General features: G+C 59.8%; 19 protein-coding genes and 1 riboswitch. Of the genes, 12 read left to right on the top strand and 7 right to left on the bottom strand.

Translation table 11 applies throughout. The features are described from left to right. Positions 1 to 44: 44 nt before the first annotated feature. Positions 45 to 1,949 carry a molecular chaperone HtpG gene (gene htpG / locus IB250_RS23495; RefSeq protein ID WP_123496661.1) on the top strand — a complete coding sequence of 635 codons (1,905 nt, stop codon included), beginning with the start codon at positions 45 to 47 and terminating at the stop codon, positions 1,947 to 1,949. Positions 1,950 to 2,078: 129 nt separating this feature from the next. Here htpG and IB250_RS23500 read toward each other — a convergent pair whose 3' ends face one another. Both IB250_RS23500 and IB250_RS23505 read right to left on the bottom strand, forming a co-directional pair. Beyond that, complete coding sequence (locus IB250_RS23500; RefSeq protein ID WP_192345757.1) at positions 2,079 to 2,966, bottom strand: pirin family protein; 888 nt, start codon at positions 2,964 to 2,966, stop codon at positions 2,079 to 2,081. Between the two features lie 61 nt (positions 2,967 to 3,027). Beyond that, a complete protein-coding gene (locus IB250_RS23505) occupies positions 3,028 to 3,444 on the bottom strand; it encodes an OsmC family protein (protein ID WP_192345758.1) in 417 nt (138 codons plus the stop codon). A 249-nt stretch (positions 3,445 to 3,693) separates the two neighbouring features. Here IB250_RS23505 and IB250_RS23510 point away from each other — a divergent pair, with 249 nt between their 5' ends. Then, the gene (locus IB250_RS23510) at positions 3,694 to 4,158 is read left to right on the top strand and encodes a DUF3859 domain-containing protein (protein ID WP_192345759.1); all 465 of its coding nucleotides are present in this window, start codon (positions 3,694 to 3,696) and stop codon (positions 4,156 to 4,158) included. Positions 4,159 to 4,230: 72 nt separating this feature from the next. On the opposite strand, the gene IB250_RS23515 is transcribed toward IB250_RS23510, so the two are convergent. From IB250_RS23515 to purM, 3 genes are read right to left on the bottom strand one after another with little or no spacing between them, the layout of a single operon-like run. Next, positions 4,231 to 4,944 carry a DUF3108 domain-containing protein gene (locus IB250_RS23515; RefSeq protein WP_123496149.1) on the bottom strand — a complete coding sequence of 238 codons (714 nt, stop codon included), beginning with the start codon at positions 4,942 to 4,944 and terminating at the stop codon, positions 4,231 to 4,233. Positions 4,945 to 4,952: 8 nt separating this feature from the next. Next, positions 4,953 to 5,603 (bottom strand): phosphoribosylglycinamide formyltransferase, encoded by a 651-nt coding sequence (gene purN / locus IB250_RS23520; RefSeq protein WP_018925121.1) that lies wholly within the window; start codon positions 5,601 to 5,603, stop codon positions 4,953 to 4,955. Then, positions 5,603 to 6,661, bottom strand: a complete 1,059-nt coding sequence (gene purM / locus IB250_RS23525) for a phosphoribosylformylglycinamidine cyclo-ligase (RefSeq protein ID WP_192345760.1) — start codon at positions 6,659 to 6,661, stop codon at positions 5,603 to 5,605. The genes purN and purM overlap by 1 nt, the downstream gene beginning before the upstream one ends. A 388-nt stretch (positions 6,662 to 7,049) precedes the next feature. Between purM and IB250_RS23530 the strand changes: the two genes are divergently transcribed. The 5 genes from IB250_RS23530 (at position 7,050) to IB250_RS23550 (ending at position 11,982) form a co-directional block, all read left to right on the top strand. After that, complete coding sequence (locus IB250_RS23530; RefSeq protein ID WP_192345761.1) at positions 7,050 to 8,108, top strand: DUF2066 domain-containing protein; 1,059 nt, start codon at positions 7,050 to 7,052, stop codon at positions 8,106 to 8,108. Positions 8,109 to 8,138: 30 nt separating this feature from the next. Next, positions 8,139 to 9,212 (top strand): AI-2E family transporter, encoded by a 1,074-nt coding sequence (locus IB250_RS23535; protein WP_192345762.1) that lies wholly within the window; start codon positions 8,139 to 8,141, stop codon positions 9,210 to 9,212. A 498-nt stretch (positions 9,213 to 9,710) separates the two neighbouring features. Next, positions 9,711 to 10,415 carry a DnaA regulatory inactivator Hda gene (gene hda / locus IB250_RS23540; protein ID WP_007898944.1) on the top strand — a complete coding sequence of 235 codons (705 nt, stop codon included), beginning with the start codon at positions 9,711 to 9,713 and terminating at the stop codon, positions 10,413 to 10,415. Between the two features lie 226 nt (positions 10,416 to 10,641). Next, a complete protein-coding gene (locus IB250_RS23545; protein ID WP_123496155.1) occupies positions 10,642 to 11,280 on the top strand; it encodes a C40 family peptidase in 639 nt (212 codons plus the stop codon). 165 nt (positions 11,281 to 11,445) lie between these two features. Next, positions 11,446 to 11,982: a C40 family peptidase gene (locus IB250_RS23550; protein WP_063342954.1), complete on the top strand. Its 537-nt coding sequence runs from the start codon at positions 11,446 to 11,448 to the stop codon at positions 11,980 to 11,982. A 209-nt stretch (positions 11,983 to 12,191) separates the two neighbouring features. Here the strand turns inward: IB250_RS23550 and IB250_RS23555 are convergent, their stop codons facing one another. Both IB250_RS23555 and IB250_RS23560 read right to left on the bottom strand, forming a co-directional pair. Beyond that, positions 12,192 to 13,505, bottom strand: coding sequence for a PQQ-dependent sugar dehydrogenase (locus IB250_RS23555; RefSeq protein WP_192345763.1), 1,314 nt, complete (start codon positions 13,503 to 13,505; stop codon positions 12,192 to 12,194). Between the two features lie 68 nt (positions 13,506 to 13,573). Continuing rightward, the gene (locus tag IB250_RS23560) at positions 13,574 to 14,158 is read right to left on the bottom strand and encodes a hypothetical protein (protein ID WP_192345764.1); all 585 of its coding nucleotides are present in this window, start codon (positions 14,156 to 14,158) and stop codon (positions 13,574 to 13,576) included. Between the two features lie 154 nt (positions 14,159 to 14,312). Further along, positions 14,313 to 14,564, top strand: a riboswitch (cobalamin riboswitch). Between the two features lie 80 nt (positions 14,565 to 14,644). Between IB250_RS23560 and cobO the strand changes: the two genes are divergently transcribed. From cobO to cobD, 5 genes are read left to right on the top strand one after another with little or no spacing between them, the layout of a single operon-like run. Further along, positions 14,645 to 15,256, top strand: a complete 612-nt coding sequence (gene cobO, locus IB250_RS23565) for a cob(I)yrinic acid a,c-diamide adenosyltransferase (RefSeq protein ID WP_008071512.1) — start codon at positions 14,645 to 14,647, stop codon at positions 15,254 to 15,256. A gap of 10 nt (positions 15,257 to 15,266) precedes the next feature. Then, positions 15,267 to 16,649, top strand: coding sequence for a cobyrinate a,c-diamide synthase (locus IB250_RS23570; protein ID WP_192345765.1), 1,383 nt, complete (start codon positions 15,267 to 15,269; stop codon positions 16,647 to 16,649). Next, the gene (gene bluB, locus IB250_RS23575; protein ID WP_192345766.1) at positions 16,646 to 17,296 is read left to right on the top strand and encodes a 5,6-dimethylbenzimidazole synthase; all 651 of its coding nucleotides are present in this window, start codon (positions 16,646 to 16,648) and stop codon (positions 17,294 to 17,296) included. Before IB250_RS23570 ends, bluB begins: the two co-directional genes overlap by 4 nt. Further along, positions 17,293 to 18,201 carry an adenosylcobinamide-phosphate synthase CbiB gene (gene cbiB, locus IB250_RS23580; protein ID WP_192345767.1) on the top strand — a complete coding sequence of 303 codons (909 nt, stop codon included), beginning with the start codon at positions 17,293 to 17,295 and terminating at the stop codon, positions 18,199 to 18,201. The genes bluB and cbiB overlap by 4 nt, the downstream gene beginning before the upstream one ends. Further along, positions 18,194 to 19,186, top strand: a complete 993-nt coding sequence (cobD, locus tag IB250_RS23585) for a threonine-phosphate decarboxylase CobD (protein ID WP_192345768.1) — start codon at positions 18,194 to 18,196, stop codon at positions 19,184 to 19,186. The genes cbiB and cobD overlap by 8 nt, the downstream gene beginning before the upstream one ends. Positions 19,187 to 19,194: the final 8 nt, after the last annotated feature.

Below are 19,194 nucleotides of genomic sequence, written 5' to 3' on the forward strand. Positions count from 1 at the left end.
CCTCAAGGTCGCGGCTTATGCCATCTGATTGGAGTTTGATGACCATGAGTGTGGAAACTCAAAAGGAAACCCTGGGCTTCCAGACCGAGGTGAAGCAACTGCTGCACCTCATGATCCATTCGCTGTATTCCAACAAGGAAATTTTCCTTCGCGAATTGATCTCGAACGCCTCTGACGCTGTCGATAAATTACGCTTTGAAGCCCTCGCCAAGCCTGACTTGCTGGAAGGTGGCGCGGAACTGAAGATCCGTGTGAGCTTCGACAAAGACGCTAAAACCGTCACCCTTGAAGACAACGGCATCGGCATGAGCCGTGAAGACGCGGTGACCCATCTGGGCACCATCGCCAAGTCCGGCACTGCCGATTTCATGAAACACCTGTCTGGCGATCAGAAAAAAGACTCGCACCTGATCGGTCAATTCGGTGTCGGTTTTTACTCGGCCTTCATCGTTGCCGATAAAGTTGACGTATTCAGTCGCCGTGCCGGCCTCGCTGCCAGCGAAGGCGTGCACTGGTCGTCCAAAGGCGAAGGCGAATTCGAAATCGCCACCGTCGAGAAGGCTGACCGTGGTACGCGCATTGTCCTGCACCTGAAATCCGGTGAAGACGAATTCGCCGATGGCTGGCGTCTGCGCAACATCATCAAGAAGTATTCCGACCACATCGCCTTGCCGATCGAGTTGCCCAAAGAAGTGGCAGCCGTTGAAGGTGAAGACAAGCCTGCCGTTGAATGGGAAACCGTCAACCGCGCCAGCGCCCTGTGGACTCGCCCTCGCACTGAAGTAAAGGACGAGGAATACCAGGAGTTCTACAAGCACGTTGCTCACGATTTTGAAAACCCGCTGAGCTGGAGCCACAACAAGGTCGAAGGCAAGCTCGAGTACACCTCGCTGCTTTATGTGCCGACCCGTGCTCCGTTCGATCTGTACCAGCGTGAAGCGCCGAAAGGCCTGAAGCTGTACGTGCAGCGTGTGTTCGTCATGGATCAGGCCGAGTCGTTCCTGCCGCTGTACCTGCGCTTCATCAAAGGCGTGGTCGACTCCAACGACCTGTCGTTGAACGTGTCGCGGGAAATCCTGCAGAAAGACCCGATCATCGATTCCATGAAGTCGGCGCTGACCAAGCGCGTTCTGGACATGCTGGAAAAACTGGCGAAGAACGAGCCTGAGCAATACAAAGGCTTCTGGAAGAACTTCGGTCAGGTCATGAAAGAAGGCCCGGCAGAAGACTTCGCCAACAAAGAGAAAATTGCTGGCCTGCTGCGTTTCGCGTCCACTCAGGGCGACGACGGCGAGCAAGTTGTAGGTCTGGCCGACTACCTGGCCCGCGCCAAGGAAGGTCAGGACAAGATCTACTACCTGACTGGCGAAACCTACGCACAAGTCAAAAACAGCCCGCACCTGGAAGTCTTCCGCAAGAAAGGCATCGAAGTGCTGCTGCTGACCGACCGCATCGACGAGTGGCTGATGAGCTACCTCAACGACTTCGACGGCAAGAGCTTTGTCGACGTGGCACGCGGTGACCTGGACCTCGGTAATCTGGATTCGGAAGAAGACAAGAAAGCCGCAGAAGAAGTCGCCAAGTCCAAAGAAGGCCTGGTTGAGCGTCTGAAGACGGCATTGGGCGACTCTGTTGCTGAAGTGCGGGTGTCCCATCGTCTGACCGATTCCCCGGCGATTCTGGCCATCGGCGAGCAGGACCTGGGCCTGCAAATGCGTCAGATCCTGGAAGCCAGCGGTCAGAAGGTTCCGGATTCGAAGCCGATCTTCGAATTCAACCCGGCTCACCCGCTGATCGAGAAACTCGACAACGAGCAGAGCGACGAGCGCTTCGGCGACCTGTCGCACATTCTGTTCGATCAGGCGGCCCTGGCGGCCGGCGACAGCTTGAAAGACCCGGCCGCTTATGTGCGCCGTCTGAACAAGCTGCTGGTTGAACTGTCGGTTTAACCGCGTTGTAAAAAAACCCGCTTCGGCGGGTTTTTTGATCGTTCCCACGTTCTGCGTGGGAATGCCTCTAGGGACGCGGAGCGTCACGGGCTGCAACCACGCAGAGCGTGGGAACGATCAGCCGATCAATTACAGGGGCGTTGGCGGGCTTCGGTGTTTCGGCAGTTCGATCCGCTCACTTTCCCCTGGCACTGTCGGCCAATCCCCGGCCGCCCAGCGCCGACGCGCTTCATCGATCAATGCCGGATCACTGGCCACGAAATTCCAGTTGATCCGTCGTGGCCCATCCAGCGGCGCGCCGCCAAACAGCACGGCATGACAGTCGCTCTCGGCGAACAGTGTCATCTCTTCTCCGGCCGGCAACACCACCAGCGAGTGCGGTTCCAGCAGCTCGCCATCCAGTTGCGCTTCACCGCTCAGCACATACAGTGCTCGTTCTTCATGCTCGGTGGGAATCAGCAATGTGGTCGCCGTTTGCAGGTTCAATTCGGCATACAGCGTAGGAGAAAGCACCGGGACCGGCGATTCGAGGCAAAAGCCTGACCCCGCGATCATCCGTATCTTCACGCCAAGGTTATCGCTGACGGGCAGCGTGGCAGCCGGGTGGTGACTGTAATGTCCCGGACCGTGTTCACGATCCTTGGGCGAAGCCAGCCAGATCTGTAAGCCGTGCATCGTAAAACCGCTGTCTTTCAATGGTTCGGGTGTGCGTTCGACGTGGGCAATGGCGCTGCCCGCCGTCATCCAGCTGACATCACCGGCATTTACCACCTGATCGGAGCCGAGGCTGTCCTTGTGCTGGATTTGCCCTTCGAACAGGTAGGTGAGGGTGGATAGGCCGATGTGTGGATGCTGACGGATGTTCATGCCTTTGCCCGCCGGATAACGGGTTTCGAGCATGTGGTCGAAAAACACGAAAGGTCCGACGTTGCGGCATTTGGCTGAGGGCAACGGGCGAAGAATTGGCTGGCCTTCGACATCTTCGGCGCGAGGGCGAATCACGAGTGGCGTGTGCATGGTGCATTCCAGGCTGAGCGGGTGACGCACGGAGCATAACCCGCTTGCGCAGCCCTTGCCGCTATTGGCTGAACGCACCTTCGGACAGATAGGTTTCGATGCTGACTTCGGAGGTGGTCATCAGCTTGTGTACCGGGCAGCGGTCGGCCACGCGGTGCAGTTCGTCACGCTGGGCGTCGGTGAGCACACCCTTGAGCGTGAGTTCGACGTTCAGGGCGTATTTGCCTTTCTGCTCTTCACTGTTGTCGCGCGTGACCTCAACCTCGACGCCCGTCAGCGGGATGTTCTTTTTCCTGGCGTACATTTTCAGCGTCAGGGCCTTACAGGCACCGAGGGCTGCATCGAAGTAGTCGTGGGGTTCAGGTGCGGTGCCTTCGCCGCCAGAGGTTTTCGGCACATCGGCAAAGAGTTCGTGGTCATCGATCTGGACGCTGTGACGAAAACCTTCGGCGGAGACGGTATTGACGGTAACAGTCATAAGAAACCTCGCAGACAGTGGGAAAAGTCATTCGATCAAAAAAGACCCTGAAGTTATAGAGCATCCCTTCAAATTCGCGTTCCACTTTCTTGTTGGGGGATCTTGCCTAATGCTGTCGCGAAGTGACCACAACATCTGTGGCGAGGGGGCAAGCCCCCTCGCCACAGGATTGTGTTTGGACCCAAGGTTGTCATCGTCCTGTCACCCCGGCGTCATACCCTCGCGCTCATCTCAATCAAGGAGCGCACCATGCACCTCACCCGTTTAGCCGCCTTGGCCGCAATGATGTTTGTCAGTAGTCTGGCCAGTGCCGAAGTCCGCGTCGAAGGCCCAGTGGAATACGGCGTGTTCGCTGGCCCCAAAGCCGAACTGCAATCGGGCGAGCGAGTTTTGCGCCGCAGCAATGAACAGATCCAGCAAACCGAAATCGTCCCCGCCAAACTCGGCACCAAATTCGGTATGCGTTACCAGTTGGCTGGCAAGGTCGCCGAAGACCAGCCGCTGACGTTGCTCTATTTCACGCCGGGCATTCGTACTCCGGATGGCGTGCGTCACGACAAACTGGAAGTGACTCAAAAACTGGTACCCGGTGCTCCGCAGGATGTGATGGCGTATGAGTTCACCGAAAGCCATGAAGTCGTTCCCGGTGAATGGCGTTTCATGGTGTTCCAGGGCGACCGTCTGCTGGCCCAGCAACGCTTTACCGTGCGCTGATCGCTCTCTCGCCCAACCAAATGCCAGGCGAAAAAAAGCCCCGCGTTTGCGGGGCTTTCATGTTGGTGCGGATCAGCTGCCTTTGACCGTCTTGCCGTTGACCGTACCGTCGAGGAGCATGATGTTGTACTCCTTGCCGTCGGTTTCGACCTGTTGCAGACGGACCAGCAGGTAATCCCAGTCCTTGGCGAACCACAGGACGGTGATGCGCTTGCTTTGAGTCGGGTCGCGCACGCGCTCGACCTTGATCGCATCGATCTGGCCAGCCTTGGTGTCGACTTTTTCCGAACCCAGCACGCGGAAGTCATAGGTATCGACTTCGCCGTCATCGACGACCTGATAGCTCATGCTTTTCTTGCCGGCGGCCACGTCATGCTGCAGCGCCAGTTGATAGGTGGACTTGTCGACCATGCCGCGGTTGAGTGGAAGCTTGACGGCGTCACCACGATCGGTGCCGGTGACCATTTTGTTGGTCCAGTCGAAGTCCAGATCAGCCTTCTTGGCTTTGCCCAGGCCACCACGTTCGAAATGGTAGGACTGCGGCAGCAGCGTGTCCTTGTCCAGGGTCAGGGTGCTTTCTTCGGTCAGGCTGGCGATCATCATCGATGCCTTGAAGCTGAGTTTCCAGACGCCGTTGGCTCCCTTGGTCAGGCTGCGTTCGGCGGTGCCGCTCATGGGCAACTGCTTCCAGTCGGCGGTGTAGCTGGCGGAGAAAGGTTGAAGGTCTGCGGCCTGCGCAAACGGCAGGGCGAGCAGAGCGCAAGCGAAGAGCAGGGCGCGACGCATAAAATCTCCTAGGTTCGAATCAAGTGGCCGCTGGCCGCGAGTAACTGTCCGTCCAGTAAAGCACCTTGTTCACCGAGTGATAAACGACCTTCGGCAAACCAGCGTACGGCCATCGGGTAGATCAGGTGTTCCTGGGTATGGACTCGCTGCGCCAGACTCTGCGGCGAATCGTGCAACTCTACCGGTATTACTGCCTGTACGACCAGTGGTCCGCCATCGAGTTCCTCGGTGACGAAGTGCACGGAACAGCCGTGTTCAGTGTCGCCGGCCTCCAGCGCGCGCTGATGGGTGTGTAACCCTTTGTATTTGGGCAGCAGCGAGGGATGGATATTGAGCAGGCGACCCTGATAGTGGCGCACGAAGTCAGCGCTGAGAATGCGCATGAAGCCGGCCAGTACCACGAGTTTGGGGTTGAAGGCGTCGATCAGTTCGATCAGCGCGGCATCGAAGGCCTCGCGACCTTCGAAAGCCTTGTGATCCAGGGTGCGGGTGTCGATACCCGCGTCCCTGGCGCGTTGCAGGCCGTAGGCGTCGGCGCGGTTGGAGATCACCGCAGCGATGCGGGCCGGGCTGTCGCCGGTCCGCGTGCTGTCGATCAAGGCCTGCAAGTTACTGCCAGTGCCGGACAACAGCACCACCACATCACAGGTCTGGGACATCAATGAGCCTTGAGGTTCTTCAGTTCAACCTGGGCCGCGCCTTCGGCTGCGGTGGCGATCTGACCGATGACCCAAGGTTGCTCGCCGGCTTCACGCAATACGTTCAGCGCAGTTTCAACGTGCTCTTGAGCAATGCAGATAACCATGCCGACGCCGCAGTTCAACACGCGATGCATTTCGTTTTCGTCGACATTGCCTTTCTCTTGCAGCCAGTCGAACACGGCAGGGCGAGTCCAGCTTGCAACGTCAACCACCGCTTGTGCGCCTTTTGGCAGAACGCGCGGGATGTTGTCCAGCAGGCCACCACCGGTGATGTGGGCCATGGCTTTGACGGCGCCGGTTTCCTTGATCAGCTTGAGCAGCGGCTTCACGTAGATGCGGGTCGGGGCCATCAGCAGGTCGGTCAGCGGTTTGCCGTCGAGCTGGATATTTTCGATGTCTGCACCGGACACTTCGATGATCTTGCGGATCAGCGAGTAGCCGTTGGAGTGCGGGCCGGAAGACGGCAGGGCGAGCAGGGCATCGCCTGCAGCGACTTTGGAACCGTCGATGATTTCAGACTTTTCCACGACGCCGACGCAGAAGCCGGCCAGGTCATAGTCTTCGCCTTCGTACATGCCCGGCATTTCAGCGGTTTCGCCGCCGACCAGGGAGCAGCCGGACAGTTCACAGCCAGCGCCGATGCCGGTCACGACCTGGGTCGCGGTTTCGACGTTCAGTTTGCCGGTGGCGTAGTAGTCGAGGAAGAACAGCGGCTCGGCACCGCAGACCACCAGGTCGTTCACGCACATGGCAACCAGGTCGATGCCGATGCTGTCGTGCTTGTTCAGGTTCAGCGCCAGGCGCAGCTTGGTGCCGACGCCGTCAGTGCCCGAGACCAGTACCGGTTGTTTGTAACCGGCCGGGATTTCGCAGAGGGCGCCGAAACCGCCCAGGCCGCCCATGACTTCCGGGCGCGCAGTGCGCTTGGCGACGCTCTTGATGCGTTCGACCAATGCTTCACCGGCGTCGATGTCTACACCGGCGTCCTTGTAGCTCAGGGAGGGTTGCTTGCTCATGATCCAGGCCTTTAGGGGGGATTCAGGGGTAACGACCGAGTCCAGTGGGACCGCCGAAACAGACGAAGGCGAGTGCCATCCGCGAATTTCAGGGTGCCCGGCTGTTGCCGGTCTGCGAAGGCGCGCGATTTTATCAGGCTTGAGGGGCAGCGGCCATCCTCGTACCGACGGGCAGGGGCATATCGCGTTAAAAAAACCGATATTGCCCGTGTTGGTGGCATCCCGGATGGCTGTATAAGGTATCGACATTAACCGTCTATCGTTATGACAGTGCGAAAACTTACCGGAATCGGGTGAATGTTTTGCTTGAATGTGTGGTCAACAGACCCTTGGTTCAATCATCTTCACGCGGTCTGTTCCAGCCGCTCTTGTCGTCAGGAATCTTTTTATGCGTTTTCTTAAATTCTTGTTCGTCGGCTGTTTAACCATGGCCAGCCTGACCGGTTATGCCGAAACCGTCAAAGGCCTCTATCAAGTGCGCGAGCCCGTCAGCAGCCAGACACCGGAGGAGCGCGATCAGGCGACTCAGCGGGCGCTGGATACGTTGGTGTTGCGCCTGACTGGCGACCCAAAGGCGGCGCAGAGCCCGGGTCTGGCGACCGTGCGCAAAGACCCTCAGCAGATCATCAGTCAGTTCGGATATGACGCCGGGCCACCGCAAGTGCTGAAAGTCGATTTCGACCCGGCCACCACCGAACAGGCCTTGCGGCGTGCCGGGTTGGCTGTGTGGGGTGCCAATCGGCCGTCGATCCTCGGCTGGTGGTTGAACGATTCCACTGAAGGTTCGAGCCTGGTCGGCGATGGCCAGGCCAGCGCCACACCACTGCTTCGAGCGGCGCAACATCGTGGTCTGCCGCTGCGTTTGCCGCTGGCGGACCTGAACGAGCAGATTGTCGCCACTGCGCCGAATCTGGAAAGTGCAGACCCTGCGCCGCTGCAAGGAGCATCCGACCGTTACAATGCCGATGCCTTGCTGGCGGTGCATGCCCGTGAAGAGGGTGGCCAATGGCAAGCCAAGTGGCGTTTATGGTTGGGCGATCAGAAAGAAGCCGGTAGCGTGCAGGGCGCCGATACCGCCGCGCTGGCCGATGCGGTGATGCTGGCGGTCAGTCAACGCCTGGCGCCGCGTTTTGCCGCCAAACCGGGCGCTTCGAGCGAGCAATTGCTGGAAGTGCAAGGGATGAGCCTGGAGCGTTATGCAACGCTCGGGCGTTTGCTGGAGCCTTTTGGCGCACGCCTGCAAAGTGTCGACGGCGACCGCGTGCTTTATCGGGTCAACGGCAGCCCCGATCAGCTGCGGGCGCAGTTGTCTTTGGGCAGGTTGCAGGAAATTCCGGCCGGTGAGGCGCCGGCTCCAACGGTGCCTGTTCAGCCCGTGGTTGCTGGCTCGACACCGGCCGTAGCGCCAGCCCCGGCACCGACACCACTGTTACGTTTTCGCTGGTAGTTTTTCTTTATATAGAAGCAGGAGTGGTACATGGCCGATACACGGCGTTGGTTCTGGCTCGGTGGGGTGGTCCTGCTTTGCGCGTTTGTTTACCTGTTGCACCCGATCCTGACGCCTTTTTTGGTGGCGCTGTTGCTGGCTTATCTGTTCGACCCGCTGGTGGATCGTCTGGAAAAGTACGGCCTTTCACGGACCTGGGGTGTGGTGGCGGTGTTTGCCTTGTTCACATTGCTCGTCACCGCGTTGCTGTTGGTGTTGGTGCCGATGCTCGCCAAGCAACTGTTTCGCTTGTATGAACTGGCGCCGCAAATGCTCGACTGGTTGCAGCACACCGCCGTGCCGTGGGCGCAATCGAAGATGGGGTTGTCGGACGGCTTCTGGAAATTCGACAAGCTCAAGGCGGCGTTCAGCGAGCACATGGGCCAGACCACCGATGTGGTCGGCGTGGTGCTGAGTCAAGCGACGGCCTCAGGTCTTGCACTGATTGGCTTGCTGGCCAATCTGGTGCTGATTCCGGTGGTGAGCTTTTATCTGTTGCGCGACTGGGATCTGATGATGGCCAAGATCCGCAGCCTGCTGCCCCGTGATCGTGAAGAGCGCGTCATGACCTTGGCGGGAGAATGCCATGAAGTGCTCGGGGCCTTCGTGCGCGGGCAGTTGCTGGTGATGCTGGCGCTGGGCGTGATCTATGCCGCAGGCTTGATGATCGTCGGGCTGGAGCTGGGGCTGTTGATCGGTCTGATTGCCGGGTTGGCGGCGATCGTGCCGTACATGGGGTTCGTCATCGGGATTGGTGCGGCATTGATTGCCGGTCTGTTCCAGTTCGGTGGCGATTTGTATCCCATGATCGGTATTGTCGCGGTGTTCATGGTCGGCCAGGCGCTGGAAGGCATGGTCCTGACGCCGTTGCTGGTGGGAGACCGGATCGGCCTGCATCCGGTGGCAGTGATCTTCGCCATCCTGGCCGGCGGCGAGCTGTTTGGTTTTACCGGTGTGTTGCTGGCGTTGCCGGTGGCGGCGGTGATCATGGTCCTGGTGCGTCACGTACATGATTTGTATAAGGATTCGGATATCTATGGTGGTGTCGACGAATCCGCGCTGTAAGGGTTTTTGATCGCTCATGGCAGGCAGCCTGGTTTCGTGCCAGGTTTGCCCGTATCCCTCGTGCGGCTGTCACATGCGCCGCCAAAGAAACTGTCATAAAACCAGTGCATCAGGGGGCGCTCTCAATTAGTTTTCCCGCCGCGTTGTCGCCTTAAAGCGGGCCAGGCAAGGCGCAGGCCGCTGGGAATGGTTGTTCCCTTTCCAAGGCCTGCAACGCAGCCTGGCCCGCTTTAAGGCACAACCCGAAGGGCCGGGCCTGCTGTTGTGCAGGGCTGCGTTGCTCGAAGCTTATTTGGAATGACCAAACCACGCTTCTCGCGCCTTGCCCTGCACAACAGCAGACCCGGCGCGGCGGGAAAACTAATTGAGAGCGCCCCCTAACGCAAACCTTTGATTTTGCTTGTGGTCTGTCGCATTGTGCGGTCAGCCTCACGGGTATAAACTTCGCAAACTTTACACAGAGGCCACTAACGGTTCCTTTGGAACTGTTCAGTCAGCATGAAACCGATTCAGCTGCCCCTAGGTGTGCGTCTGCGTGATGACGCTACCTTTATCAATTACTACCCAGGCGCCAATGCCGCTGCACTCGGCTATGTCGAGCGGCTCTGCGAAGCCGACGCCGGCTGGACGGAAAGCCTGATTTACCTCTGGGGCAAAGACGGGGTAGGGCGCACGCATTTGTTGCAGGCGGCGTGTCTGCGCTTCGAACAACTGGGGGAACCGGCGGTGTACCTGCCGTTGGCCGAGTTGCTGGACCGCGGCATTGAAATCCTCGATAACCTCGAACAATACGAACTGGTCTGCCTGGACGATCTGCAGGCGGTCGCCGGCAAGGCGGATTGGGAAGAGGCGCTGTTCCATCTGTTCAATCGCCTGCGTGACAGCGGCCGGCGTCTGCTGATTGCCGCCTCGACATCCCCGCGTGAACTACCGGTGAAGCTGGCAGACCTCAAGTCGCGGCTGACACTGGCACTCATCTTCCAGATGCGCCCACTCTCTGACGAAGACAAATTGCGTGCCTTGCAGTTGCGCGCATCCCGTCGCGGCCTGCACCTGACCGATGAAGTCGGGCATTTTATCTTGACCCGCGGTACCCGCAGCATGAGTGCGCTTTTCGAGCTGCTTGAACGCCTCGATCAGGCCTCCCTTCAAGCTCAGCGAAAGCTGACAATCCCGTTCCTGAAAGAAACGCTGGGTTGGTAAAAACCTGATCAAGCGCAGGTTTTACGCAGGTTTCGGCATATTCCAGGCGTCAACAAACCCGCTTTCCTGCAAGAGGGCAGGCTGCGCAAAGGTTCAAAATGGGCTTAAGCGCTTAGATGTAAACGAGAAACCGAAAAGTCACATACAGATCGATTGAATTTGCAAATGAGGTCGATAGCGGGCATAGTCGCGGCTTCTTTAGAAACTATCAGCCACGGTCGTGCCCATGCTAAATCGCTTCGCACCCCTCGTGCCTCTCGCACTCGTCACCCTGTTGTTCGGTTGCGCTGCCCACTCTCCAGTGTCCCAGCAAGAGCCAAAACAGCAGGTTTCAAATTCAGTTACCGCGCAGTCTTCTTCCGTTCTTTTCCAGGAAGAGCTAGTCACCGATAAAGAACTGGCAGACTTCGCCGGCGGCAAGTCGTACCAGCTTCCGGTTCTCGCCGACAGCATCCTCGAACGTGGCATGTCTCTGATCGGTACCCGTTACCGTTTCGGCGGCACCTCTGAGGCCGGCTTCGACTGCAGCGGCTTCATTGGTTATCTGTTTCGTGAAGAGGCCGGCATGAACCTGCCGCGCTCCACCCGCGAAATGATCAATGTTGACGCTCCTCTGGTTGCTCGCAGCGCCCTCAAACCGGGTGACCTGCTGTTCTTCGCCACCAATGGTCGTCGCGGTCGTGTCAGTCACGCCGGGATCTACCTGGGTGACAACCAGTTCATCCACTCCAGCAGCCGCAAAAGCGGTGGTGTCCGGATTGATAGTCTGGGCGACAGCTACTGGAGCAAAACCTTCATCGAAGCCAAGCGCGCACTCGCGATGGCGCCGACTGCGGCCCCGGCTATCGTCACGGCTCGCAAGTAAGCGGACAGTTTATAAGGCGAACTTAAAGTCTTACTTGAAGTTTGCCACGTAGCCGCTAGAATCCTGATCTATTATTGATGGCAAACCGCCTGCGTTCTGCGCAGGCGGTTTTCTTTTCTGCCTTTTTGGTGGAAAAAGCCGCAGCCAGATCAGGATGTTCTGTTTATGACGATGTCGGCCCGCCTCACACTCATATTCTTCGCAGCGTTGCTCAGCGCCTGCGCCAGCCGCACACCGCCACCTGCGCCGGTGGTTCGCGCTCCCATTGTTTTCGGTCCTTCCCAAGCCTTTTCCCCTGCGGCAGAAGACGTGCTGTTTCGCGCGCTGGGCCTGGTGGGAACACCTTATCGCTGGGGTGGCAACACGCCGGATTCCGGATTCGATTGCAGCGGTCTGATCGGTTATGTGTATCGCGATGTCGCCGGCATTTCCTTGCCGCGCTCCACCCGCGAGATGATCGGCATGCAAGCCCCCAGTGTCGGCAAGGAAGGCCTGCAAACCGGCGACCTGATTTTCTTCGCCACCAATGGCGGCTCCCAGGTCAGCCACGCCGGTATCTACGTTGGCGAAGGCCGCTTCGTCCACGCGCCGGCCACGGGCGGCACGGTCAAGCTGGACAGCTTGTCCAAGGCTTACTGGCAGAAAGCCTACCTGAGTGCCAAGCGCGTCTTGCAACCTGAGCATTTGGCACATAATCCGTAGTGGAAGTTGTCAGGACCGCTCGCTTGAGGGATGACTCGCGTGTGGATCTGTGGCTGTTACCGTCGGGCGATAGGTTGACGTTCTGTCGTAAACGCTGATCCCTGTGGGAGCGAGCCTGCTCGCGATAGCGGTGCGTCAGACAACATCGTTGTTGAATGTGCTGACCCCATCGCGAGCAGGCTCGCTCCCACAGGTGATATGGGTTGCAGTTATTTAGCTGCGGAAACGCGCCACACCTTGTTTCCCACATCATCCGCCACCAGCAAGCCGCCTTGCTGATCGATCACAACACCCACCGGCCGGCCCATGGCTTTTTCGTCGTCAGTGAGGAAGCCGGTGAGCACATCCACCGGCTGCCCGGTCGGTTTGCCGGCGGTGAACGGCACGAAAATCACTTTATAGCCGCTGTGCGGCTTGCGGTTCCACGAGCCGTGTTGGCCGATGAAGGCGCCTTGGGTGAACGGCGCGGGCAACTTGCTGCCTTCGGCGAACGTCAGGCCCAGTGACGCGGTATGCGGCCCCACCGCGTAGTCCGGTGCAATCGCCTTGGCCACCAGATCGGGGTTTTGCGGCTCGACGCGAATGTCGACGTGCTGGCCGTAATAGCTGTAGGGCCAGCCGTAGAACCCGCCATCCTTCACGGATGTGATGTAGTCCGGCACCAGGTCGCTGCCGATTTCGTCACGCTCGTTGACGGCTGTCCACAGTGCGCCGCTCTGCGGTTCCCAGGCCAGACCGTTTGGATTGCGAATCCCCGAGGCGAAGATTCGATGATTGCTGGTGGCGCGATCCACTTCCCAGATCGCCGCGCGACCTTCCTCCTGATCCATGCCGTTTTCACCGACGTTGCTATTCGAGCCCACGGTGACGTACAGCTTGCTGCCATCCTTGCTGGCGATGACGTTTTTGGTCCAGTGATGATTCAGCGTGCCGCCCGGCAGGTCGACCACCTTGATGGGCTGCGACTTGATCGCCGTCTCACCGTTTTCATAGTGGAAACGCAGCAGGCGATCAGTGTCGGCGACGTACAGGTCATTGCCGACCAGGGTCATGCCGAAGGGCGAATTGAGGTTTTCCAGGAATACCGTGCGGGTTTCGGCAACGCCATCGTGGTCCTTGTCCCGCAGCAGGGTGATGCGGTTCGGGCTGGGGACGCCAGCACCGGCACGGCCCATGACTTTGCCCATGACCCAGCCGCGAATGCCTTGGCCATCTTCGGGTTTGGGCGGTGCGTTGGTTTCGGCCACCAGCACATCGCCGTTTGGTAATACGTAGAGCCAGCGCGGATGATCGAGGCCTTCGGCAAACGCCGCCACTTGAGTCCCGGTCGCGGCGACGGGTTTCTTGCCTTCAGGCCAGCCGATCGCCGGGGCGATGTTCACCGTCGGGATCAGGGTTTTATTCGGTTCTGGCAGCTTGGGCGAGGGGCCTGTGCCATCCGAGACTTGCAGACTGGAGGTTTCACCACAGGCGGCGAGCCCTCCGGCGAGCGCGATGATGAAAACGAGTTGGGGTTTGCGCATTACTGATCTTCCCTATGAATGCATTGACGTAATCATAGAGAAGCGTAGACGTTCGATGGTTCAACCGGTCAGCCGCGGGCTTCCTTGAGCAGAACAGCGATGCCTGGATGGTAGTTGCCGGCTTCATTGCGCAACTTGCGGTAGGCGTAAGGGAAATACCAGGCCACGGCGCAGGTATGTTCCTTTTGCAGGTCGTCGACCATGTCCTGGAGTTCTTCCGGGGTGGCGCTGTGTTGGGCTTTTTGTGGCGCGACAAACAGACAGCCGAGTTTCAGATCACTGGCGTAGCTGATTCGCTTCGCGTCACTGGTGATGTCCGCCAGTGCCTGCGTCAGGTTCAGGCTATTGACCCGTGGCCAGCGCTGGGTGGCCTGGAGATACGCGCGCTCTTCGCTGCTGGCGATAAACAGATCGGCGCGGGCGTTGCGTTCGCCTTCTTCGATCTGTTTGCGGGTCGACGTCTGTGCCAGCGTGACCATTTCTGCCATCCAGGCCGCGGCGCAGAGCAGGCCGAGGTTGGCGTTTTCGTCGTACCAGTAAGGTGTATCGTTATCGCCGCGCACGGCGTTGTAGCGGTCGATACAGTCAAACCAGCGTTCCAGCACCGGCCGCAGGAATTCCAGCTTCGGATTGCTGATGATCATGCCTTGCATGTGGCTCACCCTTGTTATTGTGTTGTCAGGTTGTGGCTCTTTGATATCACTGCTGACAGTGTGGCACAAGATTGGCGTCAGTAAATTGATCGACGGCAGTTATTCGCTCAGCGGCGCCCCGGCTTTAATTGACGCTCCACCCCCAACCCTCTAACCTTCGCGGCTTGTTTCAGGTGCTCTGTGACCTTGGTCGACAGAGTGAAACAGGGAAGCCGGTGAGTGAATTTCTTCCAGTGAAGAATGATCACGATCCCGGCGCTGCCCCCGCAACGGTAAATGAGTAAAAGCTGCGCGAGGGCCTGTCATCAGGCCCTAGCCACTGTGTCGACTGTCGACATGGGAAGGCGCGCAGTCAGGCGCAAGCTGCTCATGAGCCCGGAGACCGGCCTGATTCATCCAACGGCATCACGGTGGGCGATGCCAGGCTTCTTGCCGTCTATTCTTGTGCCTGCCCGCCGTTATCCAGCCCCAACGGAGAGCTCCCCCATGACTGATACTCCCGATCGTGACGAACGCCATCTGGCGCGCATGCTGCGCAAAAAAGCGGTGATCGACGAACGCATCGCCAACTCGCCGAATGAATGCGGTTTGCTGCTGGTGCTTTCCGGTAACGGCAAAGGCAAGAGCAGTTCGGCGTTCGGCATGCTTGCGCGGTCCATGGGCCACGGCATGCAGTGCGGCGTGGTGCAGTTCATCAAGGGGCGTACCAGCACCGGCGAGGAGCTGTTCTTCCGACGCTTCCCGGAGCAAGTGCGTTTTCATGTGATGGGCGAGGGCTTTACCTGGGAAACCCAGGATCGCCAGCGCGACATCGCCGCCGCCGAAGCCGCCTGGGCAGTGTCCCGCGAATTGCTGCGTGATCCGGCCATCGGTCTGGTGGTGCTCGATGAGTTGAACATCGCCCTCAAGCACGGCTACCTCGATCTCGATCAGGTGCTCAGCGACTTGCAGGCGCGTCCGCCGATGCAGCACGTGGTGGTCACCGGTCGTGGCGCCAAACCGGAGATGATCGAACTGGCCGACACCGTCACTGAAATGGGCATGATCAAGCACGCCTTCCAGGCCGGAATCAAAGCGCAAAAAGGCGTCGAGTTGTGAACTGCACTTTATGAATAGCCATCGTCAATGCCCGGCGGTACTGATCGCCGCACCGGCCTCCGGTCAGGGCAAGACCACCGTCACCGCCGCGCTCGCCCGTTTGCATCGCAATCAGGGGCGCAAGGTTCGTGTGTTCAAATGCGGCCCGGACTTTCTCGACCCGATGATTCTCGAGCGCGCCAGCGGTGCGCCGGTCTATCAACTCGACATGTGGATGGTCGGCGAGCAAGAAAGTCGACGGCTATTGTGGGAAGCCGCTGGCGAAGCCGACCTGATCCTCATCGAAGGCGTCATGGGGCTGTTCGACGGTACGCCGTCCAGCGCCGACCTGGCGCGGCACTTCGGTGTGCCGGTGCTCGGCGTGATCGATGGCACCGCCATGGCACAGACCTTTGGCGCGCTGGCCCTGGGCCTTGCGCGTTATCAGCCGGATTTGCCGTTTGCCGGTGTGCTGGCCAATCGGGTCGGCACCGTGCGCCATGCGCAGTTGCTCGAAGGCAGCCTGACTGAAGGCTTGCGCTGGTATGGCGCGCTGTCCCGGGAGACCGGCATTGAATTGCCAAGTCGGCATCTCGGCCTGGTTCAGGCCAGTGAATTGAATGATCTCGACCTGCGTCTCGATGCGGCGGCCGAGTCACTGGCCAGCAGTTGCGATGTGGCGCTGCCGCCAGCCGTGGAATTCGCCGCGCCTGAAATGATCGCAGCCGAACCGTTGCTGGCCGGTGTGCGGATTGCCGTGGCCCGGGACGAAGCTTTCGCGTTTACCTACGGCGCGAGCCTGGATCTGCTGCGGGCCATGGGCGCCGAGTTGTCTTTCTTTTCGCCGATCCGCGACAGCGAATTACCTGAGGCAGACAGCCTCTATCTGCCGGGCGGTTACCCTGAATTGCACCATGTAGCGTTGTCGCAAAACACGCCGATGCTGACTGCGATCCGCGCTCACCACGCGGCGGGCAAACCGTTGCTGGCCGAGTGTGGCGGCATGCTGTATCTGCTGGATTCCTTGACCGATGTCGAGGGCACTCGCGCTGAACTGGTTGGCTTGCTGGCCGGTGATGCAGTGATGCAGAAGCGTCTTGCCGCGTTGGCCTTGCAGGCGGTCGAATTGCCGGAAGGTTTGCTGCGTGGGCACACCTATCACCACTCGCTGACCAGCACTGAACTTGAGCCGATTGCTCGTGGGCTGAGCCCGAATGGCGGGCGAGGGGCGGAGGCGGTTTATCGTGAGGGGCGGATGACGGCCTCTTATGTACATTTTTATTTTCCGTCCAATCCATCGGCGATTGCAGCGCTGTTTGTGCCTGACCTTGAGGACGCCTTCGCGAGCAAGCCCGCTCCCACAGGGGAACGCATTTCAAATGTGGGAGCGGGCTTGCTCGCGAAGAGGCCATGACGGACAACGCATTTTCCGAAGCCGAACGCGCAGCCGTTTACCGAGCCATCGCCGAACGCCGCGACATGCGGCACTTCAGCGGCGGTACGGTCGAACCCGAGTTACTGAGACGTCTGCTCGAAGCCGCGCACCAAGCGCCGAGTGTCGGCCTGATGCAGCCCTGGCGTTTCATCCGCATCAGCGACCGGGTACTGCGCGGCAAGATTCAGCAGTTGGTGGAAGAAGAACGCATCCGCACCGCCGAAGCCCTCGGCGAGCGCTCCGACGAATTCATGAAGCTCAAGGTCGAAGGCATCAACGACTGCGCCGAGGTGCTGGTCGCCGCGCTGATGGACGATCGTGAGCGGCACATTTTCGGCCGTCGTACGCTGCCGGAAATGGACATGGCCTCGCTGTCCTGCGCCATCCAGAACCTTTGGCTCGCGTCCCGCGCCGAAGGCCTGGGCATGGGCTGGGTGTCATTGTTCGAGCCACAAGCGCTGGCGGACTTGCTGGGTTTACCGGCCGGGGCCAAGCCGTTGGCCGTTCTTTGCCTGGGGCCGGTCAAGGAATTCTATCCGGCGCCGATGCTGGTACTCGAAGGCTGGGCGCAGGCGCGTCCACTCAGCGAATTGCTGTATGAAAATTATTGGGGAGTGAGTCAATGAGTGTGGCGTTGTTGAGTGTCGCCGCGGTCGCGCTGGATGCGCTGCTGGGTGAGCCCAAACGCTGGCATCCGCTGGTGGCGTTCGGTCGTTTTGCCGATCGCATCGAGCAACGTTTCAACTCCGGTGGCCGCGGCTGGCGCAGTCACGGCGTTACGGCCTGGGTGATGGCGGTCGTGCCGCTGACCTTGCTGGCCACCGCACTTTCCTGGGCGCCTTACGTTGGTTGGATTGTCGAGATTCTCTTGCTCTATTGTGCCCTCGGCATGCGCAGTCTCGGCGAGCACGTTGAGCCGGTGGCCAAGGCCCTGCGCAGCGATGATCTGATCGAGGCGCGCAAACGTGTTGGTTATCTGGTCAGCCGTCAGACCAGCGAACTGGATGAAACCGAAGTCGCCCGCGCCGCCACCGAGTCGGTGCTGGAGAACGGCAGCGATGCGGTGTTCGCCGCGCTGTTCTGGTTTGCCGTGGCGGGTGCGCCCGGCGTGGTGCTCTATCGCCTGAGCAACACCCTCGATGCGATGTGGGGTTATCGCAACGATCGCTTCGAACGTTTCGGTTGGGCTGCGGCGAAAATCGATGATGTTCTGAACTACATTCCCGCACGTCTGGTGGCGTTGACCTACGCGCTGCTGGGCAAAACCCGATTGGCATTGAAGTGCTGGCGTACCCAGGGCCCGACCTGGGACAGCCCGAATGCCGGGCCGGTGATGGCGGCCGGTGCTGGCGCGCTGGGTGTCGAGTTGGGCGGGGTGGCGATTTATCACGGTGAACTGCATCAGCGTCCGCAGTTGGGCGAAGGCGTGCCGGCGGATGCCGATTCCATCGACCGTGGCTGGCAATTGGTCCAGCGCGGGGTATGGTTATGGCTGCTGATTCTCTGCGTGGGGGCTGAATTCTATGCTTGAACACGGTGGCCGCTTGCGCAAGGCGGCGCTTGAATACGGCATTGCCGAAGCCGATTGGCTCGACCTGTCCAGTGGCCTGGCGCCTTGGCCATTCCCGGTTCCGGACATCCCGCTGCGGGCCTGGGCGCGGTTGCCGGAAACCGATGACGGTCTGGAGCAGGCTGCCTGCGACTATTACGGTGCGGCTCAGGTGTTGCCGGTGGCCGGCTCGCAAATGGCGATCCAGTTGCTGCCGCGGTTGCGCCGGGCCGGCAAGGTCGGCGTGCTGTCGCCGTGTTACGCCGAACACGCCCAAGCCTGGCGTCGCGACGGGTACATCGTGCGTGAAGTGCTGGAGTCGGAAGTCGATTTCTTTCTCGACAGCCTCGACGTGCTGGTGGTGGTCAACCCAAACAATCCCACGGGGTTGAGCCTGACGCCGGCTCGCCTGCTGGATTGGCATGCGCGGCTGGCCCAGCGCGGAGGCTGGCTGGTGGTGGACGAGGCGTTCATGGACAACACCCCGCATTTGAGCCTGGCGCCGTTTACCAATCAGATCGGTTTGATCGTGCTGCGCTCCTTCGGCAAATTTTTCGGCCTGGCCGGTGTGCGACTGGGGTTTGTGCTGGCCGAGCGCAAGTTGCTCAAGCTGCTGGCCGAACAGGTCGGGCCTTGGGCGGTCAGCGGTCCGACCCGAGTGTTGGGCCAGGCGTGCCTGACGGATACGGACGGGCACACTCGACAGCGCATTCGTACTGACGAGGCCGGCGAGCGTCTGGCGTTGCTGCTTGAACAGTACGGTTTCAAACCTCAGGGCGGCTGCGCATTGTTCCAATGGCTGATCGCCGAGTGCGCCGAAGCGCTTCACGAATTCATGGCCCGGCGCGGCATTCTGCTGCGGTTGTTCACCCACAACAGCAGCGTGCGGTTTGGCTTGCCCGCCGATGAGGCGGATTGGCTGCGTCTTGAGCAAGCGCTTGAAGCTTACGTTAAGGAAGCGCAATGACTACGTTG

Origin of the sequence: Pseudomonas sp. PDM09 (assembly GCF_014852305.1) — a bacterium.
Lineage (GTDB): Bacteria > Pseudomonadota > Gammaproteobacteria > Pseudomonadales > Pseudomonadaceae > Aquipseudomonas.

Coding starts and splice junctions, on each gene's coding strand:
- cbiB (WP_192345767.1), top strand. CDS start 17,293: ATGAGTGTGGCGTTGTTGAGTGTCGCCGCGGTCGCGCTGGATGCGCTG.
- IB250_RS23550 (WP_063342954.1), top strand. CDS start 11,446: ATGACGATGTCGGCCCGCCTCACACTCATATTCTTCGCAGCGTTGCTC.
- IB250_RS23515 (WP_123496149.1), bottom strand. CDS start 4,944: ATGCGTCGCGCCCTGCTCTTCGCTTGCGCTCTGCTCGCCCTGCCGTTT.
- IB250_RS23500 (WP_192345757.1), bottom strand. CDS start 2,966: ATGCACACGCCACTCGTGATTCGCCCTCGCGCCGAAGATGTCGAAGGC.
- IB250_RS23570 (WP_192345765.1), top strand. CDS start 15,267: ATGAATAGCCATCGTCAATGCCCGGCGGTACTGATCGCCGCACCGGCC.
- hda (WP_007898944.1), top strand. CDS start 9,711: ATGAAACCGATTCAGCTGCCCCTAGGTGTGCGTCTGCGTGATGACGCT.
- htpG (WP_123496661.1), top strand. CDS start 45: ATGAGTGTGGAAACTCAAAAGGAAACCCTGGGCTTCCAGACCGAGGTG.
- IB250_RS23505 (WP_192345758.1), bottom strand. CDS start 3,444: ATGACTGTTACCGTCAATACCGTCTCCGCCGAAGGTTTTCGTCACAGC.
- IB250_RS23535 (WP_192345762.1), top strand. CDS start 8,139: ATGGCCGATACACGGCGTTGGTTCTGGCTCGGTGGGGTGGTCCTGCTT.
- IB250_RS23545 (WP_123496155.1), top strand. CDS start 10,642: ATGCTAAATCGCTTCGCACCCCTCGTGCCTCTCGCACTCGTCACCCTG.
- purM (WP_192345760.1), bottom strand. CDS start 6,661: ATGAGCAAGCAACCCTCCCTGAGCTACAAGGACGCCGGTGTAGACATC.
- IB250_RS23560 (WP_192345764.1), bottom strand. CDS start 14,158: ATGCAAGGCATGATCATCAGCAATCCGAAGCTGGAATTCCTGCGGCCG.
- IB250_RS23510 (WP_192345759.1), top strand. CDS start 3,694: ATGCACCTCACCCGTTTAGCCGCCTTGGCCGCAATGATGTTTGTCAGT.
- IB250_RS23530 (WP_192345761.1), top strand. CDS start 7,050: ATGCGTTTTCTTAAATTCTTGTTCGTCGGCTGTTTAACCATGGCCAGC.
- IB250_RS23555 (WP_192345763.1), bottom strand. CDS start 13,505: ATGCGCAAACCCCAACTCGTTTTCATCATCGCGCTCGCCGGAGGGCTC.
- cobD (WP_192345768.1), top strand. CDS start 18,194: ATGCTTGAACACGGTGGCCGCTTGCGCAAGGCGGCGCTTGAATACGGC.
- purN (WP_018925121.1), bottom strand. CDS start 5,603: ATGTCCCAGACCTGTGATGTGGTGGTGCTGTTGTCCGGCACTGGCAGT.
- bluB (WP_192345766.1), top strand. CDS start 16,646: ATGACGGACAACGCATTTTCCGAAGCCGAACGCGCAGCCGTTTACCGA.
- cobO (WP_008071512.1), top strand. CDS start 14,645: ATGACTGATACTCCCGATCGTGACGAACGCCATCTGGCGCGCATGCTG.